This window comes from Lysobacter avium, assembly GCF_015209745.1.
In the GTDB taxonomy this organism is placed as follows: domain Bacteria; phylum Pseudomonadota; class Gammaproteobacteria; order Xanthomonadales; family Xanthomonadaceae; genus Novilysobacter; species Novilysobacter avium.
This window is the reverse complement of the sequence record NZ_CP063657.1, coordinates 247,636-262,108: the sequence shown is the minus strand read 5'-3', so window position 1 is coordinate 262,108 and position 14,473 is coordinate 247,636. Positions and strand designations below refer to the sequence as shown.

The 14,473-nt window shown below is 68.6% G+C and carries 10 protein-coding genes, 1 tRNA gene and 1 pseudogene; 6 read left to right on the top strand and 6 right to left on the bottom strand.

Annotation, left to right across the window (positions count from 1 at the left end):
• Positions 1 to 91: 91 nt before the first annotated feature.
• Positions 92 to 2,071 (top strand): UvrD-helicase domain-containing protein, encoded by a 1,980-nt coding sequence (locus INQ42_RS01155; RefSeq protein WP_194035686.1) that lies wholly within the window; start codon positions 92 to 94, stop codon positions 2,069 to 2,071.
• Positions 2,072 to 2,112: 41 nt separating this feature from the next.
• On the opposite strand, the gene INQ42_RS01150 is transcribed toward INQ42_RS01155, so the two are convergent.
• Positions 2,113 to 3,327: an NAD(P)/FAD-dependent oxidoreductase gene (locus INQ42_RS01150; protein WP_194034796.1), complete on the bottom strand. Its 1,215-nt coding sequence runs from the start codon at positions 3,325 to 3,327 to the stop codon at positions 2,113 to 2,115.
• Between the two features lie 195 nt (positions 3,328 to 3,522).
• On the opposite strand from INQ42_RS01150, the gene INQ42_RS01145 reads away from it, so the two are divergent.
• Positions 3,523 to 6,072: a glucose/quinate/shikimate family membrane-bound PQQ-dependent dehydrogenase gene (locus tag INQ42_RS01145; RefSeq protein WP_194034795.1), complete on the top strand. Its 2,550-nt coding sequence runs from the start codon at positions 3,523 to 3,525 to the stop codon at positions 6,070 to 6,072.
• Between the two features lie 49 nt (positions 6,073 to 6,121).
• On the opposite strand, the gene INQ42_RS01140 is transcribed toward INQ42_RS01145, so the two are convergent.
• From INQ42_RS01140 to dtd, 4 genes are all read right to left on the bottom strand, one after another.
• A complete protein-coding gene (locus tag INQ42_RS01140) occupies positions 6,122 to 6,499 on the bottom strand; it encodes a YajD family HNH nuclease (protein WP_194034794.1) in 378 nt (125 codons plus the stop codon).
• Positions 6,500 to 6,631: 132 nt separating this feature from the next.
• Positions 6,632 to 6,707 (bottom strand) — tRNA-Ile (locus tag INQ42_RS01135).
• A 107-nt stretch (positions 6,708 to 6,814) separates the two neighbouring features.
• Positions 6,815 to 8,692, bottom strand: coding sequence for an RNA polymerase sigma factor RpoD (rpoD, locus tag INQ42_RS01130; RefSeq protein ID WP_194034793.1), 1,878 nt, complete (start codon positions 8,690 to 8,692; stop codon positions 6,815 to 6,817).
• 99 nt (positions 8,693 to 8,791) lie between these two features.
• Positions 8,792 to 9,232 carry a D-aminoacyl-tRNA deacylase gene (gene dtd, locus INQ42_RS01125; RefSeq protein ID WP_194035685.1) on the bottom strand — a complete coding sequence of 147 codons (441 nt, stop codon included), beginning with the start codon at positions 9,230 to 9,232 and terminating at the stop codon, positions 8,792 to 8,794.
• Positions 9,233 to 9,331: 99 nt separating this feature from the next.
• On the opposite strand from dtd, the gene INQ42_RS01120 reads away from it, so the two are divergent.
• Genes INQ42_RS01120 through INQ42_RS01110 form a run of 3 tightly spaced genes read left to right on the top strand, consistent with a single transcriptional unit; the run spans position 9,332 to position 12,417 of the window.
• Positions 9,332 to 10,273, top strand: a complete 942-nt coding sequence (locus tag INQ42_RS01120; protein ID WP_194034792.1) for a lauroyl acyltransferase — start codon at positions 9,332 to 9,334, stop codon at positions 10,271 to 10,273.
• 46 nt (positions 10,274 to 10,319) lie between these two features.
• Positions 10,320 to 10,877 carry a PH domain-containing protein gene (locus INQ42_RS01115; RefSeq protein WP_194034791.1) on the top strand — a complete coding sequence of 186 codons (558 nt, stop codon included), beginning with the start codon at positions 10,320 to 10,322 and terminating at the stop codon, positions 10,875 to 10,877.
• Complete coding sequence (locus tag INQ42_RS01110; protein WP_194034790.1) at positions 10,867 to 12,417, top strand: PH domain-containing protein; 1,551 nt, start codon at positions 10,867 to 10,869, stop codon at positions 12,415 to 12,417. Before INQ42_RS01115 ends, INQ42_RS01110 begins: the two co-directional genes overlap by 11 nt.
• Before the next feature lie 62 nt (positions 12,418 to 12,479).
• Here the strand turns inward: INQ42_RS01110 and INQ42_RS01105 are convergent, their stop codons facing one another.
• On the bottom strand, positions 12,480 to 13,544 hold the full coding sequence (locus tag INQ42_RS01105; protein WP_194035684.1) for a CDP-glycerol glycerophosphotransferase family protein: 1,065 nt from the start codon (positions 13,542 to 13,544) through the stop codon (positions 12,480 to 12,482).
• Positions 13,545 to 13,584: 40 nt separating this feature from the next.
• Between INQ42_RS01105 and INQ42_RS01100 the strand changes: the two are divergent.
• Positions 13,585 to 14,409 (top strand): annotated as a pseudogene (locus INQ42_RS01100) (glycosyltransferase family 2 protein); the annotation flags it as partial.
• Positions 14,410 to 14,473 lie beyond the last annotated feature (64 nt).

Sequence of the window (14,473 nt, the reverse complement as noted above, 5' to 3'; positions counted from 1 at the left end):
CCATGACAGCCGGTGAAAGAGCCGACAAAGGTAGTCGTCGGCGGGGCCGGGGTAAACTGCCCGGCCGTTCCATCGCGTGACTGCAGTCCCCATGCACGGCCTCAACCCTCCCCAACGCGCCGCCGTCGAACACGTCGAAGGCCCCCTGCTGGTGCTCGCCGGTGCCGGCAGCGGCAAGACCCGCGTGATCGTGGAGAAGATCGCCCACCTGATCGCCTCCGGCCGCATGCCGGCGCGGCGCATCGCGGCGATCACCTTCACCAACAAGTCGGCCAAGGAGATGCGCGAACGCGTCGCCAAGCGCATCCGCGGCGACGGCGCCGAAGGCCTGACGATCTCGACCTTCCACGCCCTGGGCCTGCGTTTTTTGCAGATCGAGCACGCCAAGCTCGGCCTGCGGCGGGGCTTTTCGATCTTCGACAGCGACGACAGCGGCGCGCAGATCAAGGACCTGCTGGGCGTGGGCACCAAGCCGGACGTGCTGGACGGCATGCGCAACCTGATCTCGCGGGCCAAGAACGCCGGCTTGTCGCCCGAGCAGGCGATGGCCGAGGCCCGCAGCGCGCGCGAAGTGGAGGCGGCCACCGTCTACGCGCTCTACCAGGCGCGCCTGACCACCTTCAATGCGGTCGACTTTGATGACCTGATCCGCCTGCCGGTGCAGTTGCTGGAGTCCGACGAGGAGTGCGCGCTGGCCTGGCGCGAGCGCATCGGCTACCTGCTGGTGGACGAGTGCCAGGACACCAACGACGCCCAGTACCGGCTGCTCAAGTCGCTGGCCGGGCCGACCGGGCTGTTCACCGTGGTGGGTGACGACGACCAGTCCATCTACGCCTGGCGCGGCGCGAATCCCGACAACCTGCTGTCGCTGGAGACCGACTACCCGAGCCTGCGGGTGATCAAGCTGGAGCAGAACTACCGCTGCTCCAACCGCGTGCTGCGGGCCGCCAACGCGCTGATCGCCAACAACCCGCACACCCACCTCAAGACGCTGTGGAGCGAGCAGGCCGACGGCGAGCGCATCCGCATCTGGGAATGCCGCGACAGCGCCCACGAGGCGGAAAAGGTCGCCGCCGAGATCCAGTTCACCGCGACCGCCCGGCAGGCGCCGTGGAGCGATTTCTGCATCCTGTTCCGCGGCAATTTCCAGTCGCGCGCGCTGGAGAAGGCGCTGCAGCAGGTCGGCGTGCCCTACCACCTGACCGGCGGCACGGCCTTCCTGGAGCGCGGCGAGGTCAAGGACGCGATGTCCTGGCTGCGCCTGATCGCCAACCCCGACGACGATGCGGCCTTTCTCCGTGCGGTGACCTCACCCAAGCGCGAGGTCGGCGCGACCACGTTGGCGCGACTGGCCGAACTGGCCCAGCGTGCGGGCATGCCGATGTCACGCGCCGCCGAGTCGGTCGGCGCGCTGCAGCAGCTGCCGCCGCGTGCCGGCAACGCGCTGAACACCTTTGTCGGCATCGTCCGCGGCCTGCGCGAGGACGCGCGAAAGCTGCCGCCGTCCGAGCTGGTGCGCGCGCTGGCGGAGAGGTCCGGCCTGCTGCTGGCGATCCGCGCCCAGTGCAAGGACGAGGCGTCCTTCCAGCGCCGCAAGGCCAACCTGGAGGAACTCGCCGACTGGTTTGACGGCGGCAAGGGGGCCGGCCCGGGCGAGCTGGCCGCGCAACTTGCGCTGCTCTCGCACGCCGACAAGGGCGAGGCTGGCAACCAGGTGCGCCTGATGAGCCTGCACGGCGCGAAGGGCCTGGAATTCCGCTACGTGTTCATCGTCGGCGTCGAGGACGGCACCCTGCCGCACGATGCTGCCCTCGATGAAGGCAGTCTGGAGGAGGAACGCCGGCTGCTCTACGTCGGCATCACCCGGGCCAAGGAACGGCTGTGGCTGTCGTACTCGAAGAAGGCGCAGAAGTGGGGCGACACGATCCGCCTCAAGCCGAGCCGCTTCCTCGATGAGTTGCCCATCGCCGAGATCCAGCGCGACGGCGCCGACCCGGTTGCCGACGCGGCGCACAAGCAGGAGCGCGCGGCGGCGGGCTTGGCGGCGATCCGGGCGTTGCTGGACAGCTGAGCCGTTTGCGCCGCCGACGTTTTTTGGACGGGCGCGATCGGTCAGGTGTTCAAACGCTCGAAGGTGAACAGCGGTGCCAGGCGGTGCGGTTTGCCCTCCACCATCGCCTGCAACAGCCCCGCGCCCAGCATCGAGTAGGTGATGCCGTTGCCGCCGTAGGCCATGGCGAACAGCATCCGCGGGCCGGTCGCCGGATGCGGCCCGAAATACGGCAGGCCGTCGCTGGTCTCGGCGAACGTCCCGGCCCATGAGAATGTCGGCGTGATGTCGAGATGCGGAAACAGCTTCTGCGCCTTCTTTGCCAGTGAGCGCGCCTTGCGGTCGACCATCGCATCGCGGCGCCTGGGGATGTCCAGACGGTCGTCCTCGCCGCCCACGAGCAACCGGTTGTCCGAGGTGGTGCGCAGGTAGAGGTAGGGCCGCGCGGTCTCCCACATCATCGTGGTCGCGAGCACGCCCAGGTCGTCCCGGCTGATCGGGTCGGTGACGAATGCGTAGCTGCTGCGGTTGCTCGCGACATTCTTGGGCAGGAAGTTCTCGCCCTCGTAGCCCGCCGCCACGATCACGTGGCCGGCGATCAGGCGTGCGCCATTTTCCAGCTCGAGATCCACCGAGCGCGGTCGCGTGACGACCCTGGCGACGCGGGTTCGATCGTGCACACCCACGCCACGCTCCTGCAGTCGGGTCAGCAATCGGTAGGTCAGCCGGTAGGGATCCACGCTGGCAGCCGGCCGGTTGAGGATCGCCGCTGGCGCGGGGATGCCGAAGCGTTCCTTGACCTCACCCGACGCCAGCCACGACACGTCGAAGCCGTGCTTCCGGCGCAGCTCGAACTCCTCCTGCAGCGGGCCTTTGTCGCGCCTGCGGCTCGCGTAGTACAGGCTGTCGCGCTTCTCGAACCCGACGTCGCCGAGTCCGTTCGCCACCTCCTCCAGCATGCCGATCGCGTCCACGCACGCGCGGTAGGCCAGCACCGCGTTGTCCTCGCCGAGGCTCTCTGCCAGCTCGGCCAGGTGGGTGTCGATCTCGTACTGCAGCAACGCCGTGCTCGCCGCAGTGCTGCCCCAGCCGATGTCGCGCTGCTCCACCACGACCACCTCGTGGCCGGCGGCAGAAAGCGTATCGGCAATCAATGCACCGCTGATGCCACCGCCGATGATGGCGACATCGCAACGGGTGTCGTTCTGCAGCGGCGGGAACGCATGCATCAGGCCGTTCTTGACCGCCCAGAACGGGTAGCCGCTTTTCAGATCCATGGGGTCTTCCGTTGAGAGTCGTGTCAGGCGCGGTAGCGAAGTTACGCCAGCCGCGCTGGAGTCATTACGGTGCGCAGCGGCGGATCACGGAGGAGTGAATGTCCCCGTGCCGCAGCGGGTCGCACAACACCCTCCACGTCGCGTCGACGCCGCGCGCGTTATCCAGATCAAGCATCCAGCCAGGAAACCCTGCACATGACCCACCGTCGACGCAGCATTGCCCCTCCGCTGACGGGTGCGGTGCTGCTCGTCATGGCCCTGCTGATGGGCGTGGGCGGCGCGCAGCTCATCGCGCTGGGTGGTTCCTGGTACTACGCCCTGGCAGCGCTGGGACTGGCAGCATCGGGAGTCGGGCTGGTGCTCCGCCGCCGATGGGCACTCTGGATCTACGCGGTGGTGCTGGCGGCTTCGCTGGCGTGGTCTTTGTGGGAAGCCGGACTGGACTGGTGGCCGCTCGCGGCGCGCCTCGGGGTGTTATTCGTGATCGGCATCTGGCTGCTGACGCCCTGGCTGCGACGCGGCCTGCACGCTGCCGGCGAACCTGCGGGAAGCGCCCGGCACGATGCCGCTGGTCGCCCAGCCATCTCCGCTCGCGGCAGCCTTGCGCTGACAGTCGCGATGGCGCTGGTGTCGATGGTCTCGGTCGCTTCGTGGTTCAGCGACCCGCACGCAATCAAGGGCACCGTGCCGATCACCGCAGGCAGCACGGGGGCGGATGCGTCGGGCGTGCCGCCGGGCGAATGGCACGCGTACGGACGCACCGGCTACGGCCAACGCTACTCACCCCTGACGCAGATCACGCCGGCCAACGCCGGCCAGCTCGAGCTGGCCTGGACCTACCACACCGGCGATGTGCGCGGCCTGCCCGGCGATCCGGAGGAGACCACCTTCGAGGTCACGCCGTTGAAGATCGGCAACCGGCTGTTTCTCTGCACGCCACACCAGTCGATCATCGCGCTGAACGCCACCACCGGCGAGGAGATCTGGCGGCTGGACCCGAAGATCCAAGGCGAGCTGGCACTGCAGCATCTGACCTGCCGCGGCCTGTCGTATCACAACGATGCGAGCGCATCGGCGGCTGTCTCGGCAACCGTCGCCGACGACGGAACCATCAACGCCACGACATCGACGGTTTCGACCACAACGCCCTCAGCGCAGCAAACCGCCTCCGGCGCGCCCATCGCTGCGATCGACCTGCCGACCACGGCCGAATGCCCGTCACGTCTGTTCATGCCGACCGCCGACGGCCGCCTGATCGCGATCAACCCCGACGACGGCAAGGTCTGCGCCGACTTCGGTGGCGGCGACGGGCAGATCGACCTGTGGGCCAACATGCCCTACGTCAATCCGGGCTCTTACTACTCCACCTCGCCGGTGGTGGTGACCGCGTCGCTGGTCATCGTGGCTGGAACGGTGCTGGACAATGTTTCCACCACCGAAGCGTCCGGCGTCATCCGCGCGTTCGACGTGCACACCGGCGCGCTGGTCTGGAACTGGGACTCGGCCAAGCCGGAGCAGACCGCGCCGATCGCGGCGGAGGGGCTCTACACGCCCAACTCGCCCAACAGCTGGGCGCCGTCCAGCGTGGATGAAGCGCTGGGCATGGTGTACGTGCCCATGGGCAACCAGCCGCCCGACCAGTGGGGTGGCAACCGCAGCGCGAACGTGGAGCGCTACTCGTCGGCGGTGGTGGCGCTCGACCTGGCCACCGGCCGCGAGCGCTGGGTGTTCCAGACGGTGCATCACGACCTGTGGGACTACGACGTGCCCGCGCAGCCGAGCCTGATCGACCTGACCGTCGGCGGCCAGCGCATTCCTGCCCTGGTACAGCCGACCAAGCAGGGCGAGGTCTTCGTGCTCGACCGGCGGACCGGCGAGCCCATCCTGCCGGTGACCGAAACGGCGGTGCCGCAAGGCGCCGCCGCCGGCGACCACACCGCGCCCACCCAGCCGGTGTCCGCGCTGTCCTACGATCCGCCGCCGCTGCGCGGACGCGACATGTGGGGCGCGACGCTGTTCGACCAGCTGGCCTGCCGCATCGATCTGCGCAAGCTGCGCTACGAAGGCCGCTACACCCCGCCATCCACCCAGGGCACGCTGGTGTATCCGGGCAACTTCGGCGTGTTCAACTGGGGCGGCGTCGCGGTGGACCCGGAGCGCCAGATCACCTTCACCACGCCCACCCGGCTGGCGTTCGTCTCGCGCTTGATACCGCGCGAAAACGCCACCGAGCTGTACGTCAATGACGGCAAAACCCCGCCGGGCAGCGAGGCCTTGCCCGCGCTCAACGAAAACTTCGGTGCCCCGTTCGCAATATCGCTGGCACCGTTTGTGTCCAGGCTCGGGCTGCCGTGCCAGGCGCCACCGTGGGGCTTCGTGGCGGTGTCCGACCTGACCACGGGCAAGCGCATCTGGCAGCACCGGAACGGCACCGTGCGCGACAGCTCGCCCTTGCCGCTGCCGTTCCGCATGGGCGTGCCCAACCTGGGCGGTCCGATCATGACGGCCGGCGGGGTCGCCTTCCTTTCCAGCACGCTGGATTACTACATGCGAGCCTACGACGTCTCCACCGGCGCGCTGTTGTGGCAGAGCCGGCTCCCTGCCGGCGGCCAAGCCACGCCGATGAGCTACCTCGGTGAGGATGGTCGCCAGTACGTGGTGGTCGCCGCCGGCGGGCACGGCTCGCTGGGCACCAAAACGGGCGACTCGGTCATCGCCTACGCCCTGCCAGCGACGTCGGAGTGATTCAGCCGAGCGGTACAGGAGGCGGACAAGTCCACCGCCTCCGCCACGCTCAGTCCTTCTTCAGCAACGACTTCAGATTGGCGAACGGATTCCCCGTCGCGGCGGCCGGCCGGTCCTCGGCATCCAGCGCGCTGCCGCCGGTGTAGTCCACGTAGCGCGAGTGCTCGTTGTCGTGGCAGTACACGCACAGCAACTCCCAGTTGCTGCCGTCGGGTGGATTGAAGTCGTGGTCGTGATTGCGGTGGTGCACTGTAAGTTCGCGCAGGTTGGCGCGGGTGAACTCGCGCGCGCAGCGCCCGCAGATCCACGGGTACATCTTCAACGCCCGCTCGCGATAGCCCTTGTCGCGCTGCTCGGCGTCGCGGCGCGCCTGCGCGACAACGCGGTCGAGGATCTGGCTGGAGGTGGTGGCTTTATCGGACGACATGAAGGTCTTTCGGTTGGCGTGATGTGCCGACTCTATCGGAAGCAGAGCGGCGAAGATCGCTCTTGCAAAACCTTCAGCGCAGGTGCGTCGCCATAAGACCTCGACTCCGACGATCCGCGCAACCGACCTCTGTGGTGGGCCCACCAGGACTCGAACCTGGAACCAAAGGATTATGAGTCCTCTGCTCTAACCATTGAGCTATAGGCCCGCGTCGCGGCCGCCAATTATAGCCTGCCGGATACGGCGAAGCCCCGCGCATGGCGGGGCTCCGGTGCGCCGTGGCGCGTTGGTACGTGCGAGGTTGCCGCGTGCGGCTTACTCGATCTCGAGGAAGCTGCGCAGTTGCTCCGAGCGGCTCGGGTGACGCAGCTTTCGCAGCGCCTTGGCCTCTATCTGGCGGATCCGCTCGCGGGTGACGTCGAACTGTTTGCCGACTTCCTCAAGGGTGTGGTCGGTGTTCATGTCGATGCCGAAGCGCATGCGCAGCACCTTGGCCTCGCGCGGGGTCAGCCCGGCCAGGACGTCGCGCACAGTCTCCATCAGGTTGATGTTGACCGTCGCATCCACGGGGGACTCCACGTTGGTGTCCTCGATGAAATCGCCCAGGTGGGAGTCCTCGTCATCGCCGATCGGGGTTTCCATGGAGATCGGTTCCTTGGCGATCTTCATCACCTTGCGAACCTTGTCCTCGGGCATCTCCATTTCCTTGGCCAGCTCTTCGGGCGTGGCTTCACGGCCGTATTGCTGCAGCATCTGGCGCGAGATGCGGTTGAGCTTGTTGATCGTCTCGATCATGTGCACCGGGATGCGGATGGTGCGCGCCTGGTCGGCGATCGAGCGGGTGATGGCCTGGCGGATCCACCAAGTGGCGTAGGTCGAGAACTTGAAGCCGCGGCGATGCTCGAACTTGTCGACGGCCTTCATCAGGCCGATGTTGCCCTCCTGGATCAGGTCCAGGAACTGCAGTCCACGGTTGGTGTACTTCTTGGCGATCGAGATCACCAGCCGCAGGTTGGCCTCGATCATCTCGCGCTTGGCCTTGCGCGCACGCGTCTCGCCGTAGGCCATGGTGCGGCTGATCTCGCGCAGGTCGGCCAGGGTGATGCGCATCGCGGCCTCGGTGGCGATGGTCGCCTCCTGCTCGGCAATGATCTGGTCCTTCACCTCGCGCAGGCCCGAAGCCCACTTCTGCTTGCGCTTGAGCAGGTCATCGACCCACTCCAGGTTGGTCTGGTTGCCGTCCCACGAGCGGATGAAGTCCTTGCGCGGCATTTTCGCCACACGGGTCGCCAGCTCGAGGATGCGGCGCTCCTGGCGGCGCAGTTCGGCCTGGGTGCTGCGCATGTTCTGCACCAGCACGTCGGTCAGCGGCAGCGGCAGCTTCAGGGTGACGAACACCTCGGCCATCTCCTCGCGCAGCTTGACCACCGACTTGTGGCTGGGGCCGTGCTTGGCGTAGGCCTTCTCGAACTGCGTGTAGAGGTCGCTGAGGTGCTCGAAGCGTGCGGTCACCTCGGCCGGATCGGGACCGGTCGGGCCCTCGTCGACGACTTCCTCGTCGTCGTCCTCCTCGGCGTCCTCGTCGACTTCGTCCTCTTCCTTGACCGGCTCGGGCACGGCCGACATGGCCTCGGCCGGCGGCGGCGCCACGGTCGGGTCTTCAAGCTGGTCAAGGAAACCGACCAACAGCTCGGCCAGGCGCTTCTTGCCGGCCTTGTGCAGTTCGTAGTCTTCCAGGATCAGCTGGATGGTGCTGGGGAACAGCGCGATGGATGCCTGGACCTGGTTGAGGCCGTCCTCGATGCGCTTGGCGATCTCGATCTCGCCTTCGCGGGTCAGCAGGTCGACCGTGCCCATCTCGCGCATGTACATGCGCACCGGGTCGGTCGTGCGGCCACCCTCGGCATCCAGGCCGGTCAGGGCGGCAGCGGCTTCCTCGGCGGTGGTCTCATCAACCTCACGCCCGCTGGAGCTGGTGTCGCCGATCGACAGGGTGTCGGCATCGGGCGCGACTTCGTGCACTTCGATGCCCATGCCATTGATCAGGGCGATGACGTCCTCGATCTGCTCCGCCTCGACCATGTCGGCCGGCAGGTGATCGTTGACTTCCGCATACGTCAGGTAGCCTTGCTCCAGGCCCTTACTGATCAGCGATTTGATATCGGACTTGGGAGCCGGACTCTCGTTTGCCATGCGGCTGCGCTACCATATTATTTGGGGCTGGGGAACCTTGTATTATACCACTGCTGCGCACTTCTGCTGCGCGCATACGGCGGTATGGCCTCTGCGGCATCAGGCCCGCAGAAGGAAGGTGACCGGACCATCATTGGCCAGGCTCACTACCATATGGGCACCAAAGCGCCCGGTTTCCACCCCTGCCGGCAACAATCGCCTGCAAGAGTCGAGCAATTCGTTGAATAGCGGTTCAGCCTGTTCAGGTGCGGCGGCGGTACTGAAGCCCGGACGCATGCCGCTGGCGGTGTCGGCGACCAGCGTGAACTGGCTGACCAGCAGCAACTGCCCGCCGCTTTCGGCCAGGCCCACGTTCATCCGCCCCTGCGCATCGGCAAACACCCGGTAGCCGAGCAAACGCCGCGCCATGCGCTCGACCTGCGCTTCGCCGTCCTCCGGCTCGACGCCGACCAGCGCCAGCAGGCCCGGGCCGATGTCGCCCAGCAGCTCATCGTCGACGCGCACGCTGGCGTGGTTGACACGCTGGATAAGGGCAAGCATCGGCGCACAGTAGCCGAGCGTCGCGCGCGGCGCCACGGTCGCGCGCGATGCCCGGCCTCCGCGCGGAATCGGCGCGATCCGGCGGCTACACTGCCAGCGATGAGCCGCTTCCTCGCCCACGCCCTGTATATCTTCGCCGCGCTGGTGGCGCGCCTGCCATGGCGCGGCCTTTACGGGATCGCAGACGTGCTGGCGAAAGTGGTGCTGCGCCCGTCCAGCCGCGAGAGCCGGGTCACCGCGTGCAACCTGGCAATCGCCTACCCGGACATGCACCCCGCGCAGCGCGAGGAGCTGCGCCAGGAAGTGCTGCGCACCACCGCGCGCCAGCTGATGGAGACGCTGCGGCTGTGGACCCGGCCGCATGCGGAAAACATGGCCCTGATCCGCGAGCAGCACGGGACCGATCTCCTGGATGCGGCGATCGCCGCCGGCCGCGGAGTGATCATCGCCGCACCTCACTACGGCAACTGGGAGCTGCTGAACCAGTGGCTGGCGCTGCGCACGCCGGTGGCCATCCTGTACGCGCCGCCCGACTCCCAGGTCGGCGAGGAATTCCTCAAACGGGTACGCGCCGATGACAGCGGCGATGTCGACCAGCCGCCGCGCGTCACCCAGATCCGCGCCGAAGCCGCGGGGGTGCGCCAGTTGTTCAAGCAGCTGGCCACGGGCGGGGTGCTCGGCATCCTGCCCGACCAGCAACCCAAGCAGGGCGACGGCGCGTTCGGGGAGTTCTTCGGCACCCCGGCGCTCACCATGAGCCTGCTCGGCCGGTTGGCCGCGCGCAGCGGCGCCACCGTGCTGATGGCCTACTGCGAGCGCATCGACAGCCACCCGGCCGGGCCCGGGTTTGCCGTGCACATCGAGGCGGCGCCCGACGACGTGGCCGATCCGGACCCGACCGTCGCGGTGACGGCGCTCAACGCGGCGGTGGAGCGCATCGCCCGGCGCGATCCGTCGCAGTACCAGTGGACCTACAAGCGTTACTCGCTGCGCCCGCCCGGCAGCGGCGAGGACAACCCCTATTGGCCCCAGTGCTACTGAGCAGACCCCGACCGTGAAGCAAGGATTCCTTCAGTGAGCCCGTTGCATGACCCAGTCACCGCCTGATCCGCCTGGCACTCCCGCGACCGGCCCTGCCGCGGATCAATTTCTCGACTGGCAAGCGCTGCCGGCGCGCGCGCGACTGCTGTTCCTGCTCGCCAATGCGCCCCCGCTGGCGTTCGCTTGCGCGCTGGGGGGCTCACTGCTCGCCAAACTCGGGGCAGTCCTGCTCGACGCCGACGGGGCGGGCGGCTTGCCCATGGTCCTGGTCGGCGCGGCGCTGGGTCTGTTGATCGGCGGCGGACTGGGCGGGATGCTCGGCCACAAGCAGTTCCGCCACACTTATTGGCGACTCGACCCGGAGGGACTGGCGGTGCGCCGCGGTCGCATGTGGCTGCGCGAGACCCGGGTGCCGGTCACGCGCGTGCAGCATCTGGACCTGAAGCGCGGCCCGCTGCAGCGTCGTCGCGGCCTGGCGACGCTGGTCGTCCATACCGCGGGCACCCGCAACAGTTCGGTCGTGGTGCCCAACATCGACTTCGACGACGCCCAGTTCCTGCGCGACCGCCTCGGCCGGCAGATCGATCTCGACCATGACGACTGACGCCGCCGCACCGGCCGAGCCCGAACACCGGCTGCATCCGATGTCGTGGCTGTTCGTGCTGGTCGCGCAGCTCAAGCAGTTCATCGTCCCGCTGATCGCCCTGTTTTTTTTTGGCCGCCGCGACGAGGGCGGGCTGTGGCCTCTGATCGGCGTGGGCGTGCTGGCGATCGGTTCGCTGTGGCAGTACTTCACCTACCGCTATGCGGTCGCGGAGGATGCGCTGGTGGTGCGCAGCGGGCTGCTGGAGCGGAGCCTGCGGGTGATCCCTTTCTCGCGCATCCACAACGTTGCCGTTGAGCAATCGGTGCTGCACCGCGTGTTCGGCGTGGCCGAGGTGCGCCTGGAATCGGCCGGCGGCAGCAAGCCGGAGGCGACGATGCGCGTGTTGACACTGGCCGACGCGCTGGAGCTGGAGACACTGGTGCGGCGGCGCGGACGGGCGGGCTCTGCGTCCACGAGGGCGCCGGGTCCCGCGATGGCAGTAGCGGACGATGGCGTTGGCCCGGACCAAGCCACCCACGCCGCAGCGACCACCGCACCCGAGCCCCTGCTTCGCATGGGCACCATGGACCTGCTGCGGCTGGGCGTGGTGTCCAACCGCGGCATGATCCTGGTCGGCGCGGGCGTGGCCGCGTTCTCGCAGACCGGCGGCCGGCTGTGGTCGAACCTGTTCGAGCGCCTCGGCGGCACCTGGGAGACCTGGTACGGCGCCAACCATTGGCCCATCTGGCAGTGGCTGGCGGGTGGGCTGGCGATGTTGGCGGCGATCCTGTTGGTCCTGCGTCTGCTGTCGCTGCTGCTGGCGGTGCTGCAGTACTACGGTTTCGTGCTCAGTCGCGACGGCCGCCGCCTGACGGTCGAGCGCGGACTGCTGACCCGGTGGCGCACCAGCGCGTCGCGGCGACGGATCCAGGCGTGGACGCTGACCGAAGGCCTGCTGCACCGGTGGCTGAAGCAGCGCACGCTGGAGGTCGACACGGCCGCCAGCCAGCAGGAAGGCCAGGCCCGGACCCTGCACGAACTGGCGCCAATCGCCCCGCGCGAGGACTGCGACCGGCTGATCGGGGAATTGCTGCCCCAGGCGCGCTGGCACGCGCTGGAATGGCAGTCCGTGCCGATGCGTGGCTGGTGGCGACGGATGCTGTCGACGCTGCCGTGGATCGTGCTGGTGACCGTAGCGCTGTCCGTCCGCCTTGGCGGGTGGGGCCTGCTGGCACTGGCCTGGCTGCCGTGGGCGGCGGTGCAGGCGCGTGCCGAGGCGCGCCGCGCCGGCTGGACACTGGGCGAGGAGCTGGTTGCGGTCCGCGAGGGCTGGTGGCAGCGCTACTGGCGCTTCGCCGAGGTCGACAAGCTACAAGCGCTGCGCCTGACCCGCTCGCCGCTGGACCGGCACTTCGACACCGCCACGCTGTGGCTGGACACCGCCGGCGCCGGCGCCCGATCGCCCCAGTTGTGCATCCGCTACCTGCCGTACGCGAGCGCCGACGCGGTGTACCGACGGTTGTCATCGGAACTCGCGCGGCGGCCTCTGCGCTGGTAATCGGGTTGCCCGCGTAGACCGCGGACGGTCGCGCTCGGCCCCGGCCCATATCCGGGCACCAATCAGCGCGCGCTGCGTCCCCAGTAACCCAGCTGCCGGCGGATCTGCAGGCCGCGGGTCAGCGCGCCCAGCGGCTTGCGCCCCAGCGGACCCAGCTCACCGGCCAGCAACGCATCGGTGGCGGCGATGACGCGTTGCGAGGACTGCCCGTCGCGGTACGGATGGATCGCATCGGCGTACGCGGCGATCGCCGCCAGCGGCGCCAGGGCCGGGTCGAAGGCGCGCGCGAGCATCGCCGGCAGCGCGGCGGGATCGTCGAAGTCGATCATGTGCGGCTTGGGCGCGCGGTTGCGGAAGGTCACCACCGGTTTGCGCTGGACCACGAACTCGCTGACCACCGAGGTGGTGTCGGCGACCAGCACGTCGGCCGCCCGCTGGGCGCTGACCAGCTGCTCGGTGTCCACGAAACAGGCGTTCGCCCCGACCAGGGAGCGGTAGCGCTCGAACAGGTCCGGCGCGCACTTGGGGTGCAGGGTCAGGATCCAGTAGCGCTCGCCGCGCGCGATCTCGGCGCTGATCGCGGCCAGCAGGTGCGGCGCCGCGCTCAGCCGCTCGGTGAAGGTGGAGGCGAACATCACCACCGGCCGCCCGCCGGCCGCCTCGCGCAGCTGCCGCGCCAGCGGGTCGGGTTCGCCGAACAACGGATCGAGCTTCGGCCAACCGGTTTCGACCACCTTGAAGTGGCCGGCGGACGCGGCCAGCTCGCGGAACGGCGCCGTCGTCGCCGGGCCCTGCGTGCAATACAGGTCGAACAGCCCGCGCACCCGGAAGTGGCCGCGCGCGGCATCGCGTTTTTCCACGTTGAAGCCGTGGAACAGCTGCACCTTCGCCCCGGCCACGAACGGCGGCACCCAGTTGGCCGCGCTGAACACCGCGCGCGGACGCAGCGCCACCGCGGCGCGGACGTCGTCTACCATGCGCACCGGCGCCGGCAATTCGGCCCCCGCCGCGCCGTCGACCAACCACGCACTCACGCCATGGCCGCCGGCTTGCAGCGCGCGCGCCAGCGGCTGCAGGATGGGCAGCGCGTAGCGCTCGGTCGCGAACAACAGGTATTCCGCCATCAACGCTTCCCCGGCTCCGTCACCTACCCGTCCAGCACCCGCGGTGCCAGCGATATCGGCCTGCATTATCACGTTCAACGAGGCCGCCCGCATCGGCGACTGCCTGGCCTCGCTGGCGTTCTGCGACGAGATCGTGGTGGTGGACTCGCAGTCGACCGACGCGACAGTGCAGATCGCAGAGTCGCTCGGTGCGCGCGTGCTGCAGCGGCCGTTCACCGGATTCCGCAGCCAAAAGGCCTTCGCCGTCGAGCAGGCGCGGCACGATTGGGTGCTGTGCGTGGACGCGGACGAGCGGGTCAGCGACGGCCTGCGCGGGTCGATCCTGGCGGCGCGCGAAGGCGGCTTTGACGGCGCGGCGGGTTACCGCTTCGCCCGCCTGGACAACTATTTCGGCCGCTTTCTGCGTCACGGCAACGCCTACCCCGACCGGATCCTGCGCCTGTTCGACCGCCGTCGCGGCGGCTGGCGGGGCAAGCGGGAGATCCACGAGGCCGCCAGCGTCGATGGCCCGGTCCTGACGCTTGCCGGCGACCTGATCCACTACCCCTATCGCTCGCTGGAGCAGCAACTGGCCAAGACCCAGCGCTACGCGAGGATGATGGCCGAGCACGATTTCGCCCGCGGCAAGCGCGCCTCGCTGGCCAAGCTGGTGCTGTCGCCGGCGTGGCGGTTCTGGCGCGGCTACCTCCTGCGGGCGGGGTTCCTCGACGGCTGGCACGGGCTGGTCTACGCCTACGTGCGGGCCAACTATGTCCGCCAGAAGACCATCATGTTGTGGCTGCTGCAGAACGGCCAGGCGGTCGCAGATACCGTTGAAGAGGGCGACGGACGTGTCCCGGCCTCCTCCATTGCGTCGAACTCTGCGGCCGCCTCCGACGTTGCCGCGACGCGCGCCGTCGCTGACGACCTGACGCCCCGCGCCCCCCACCCGC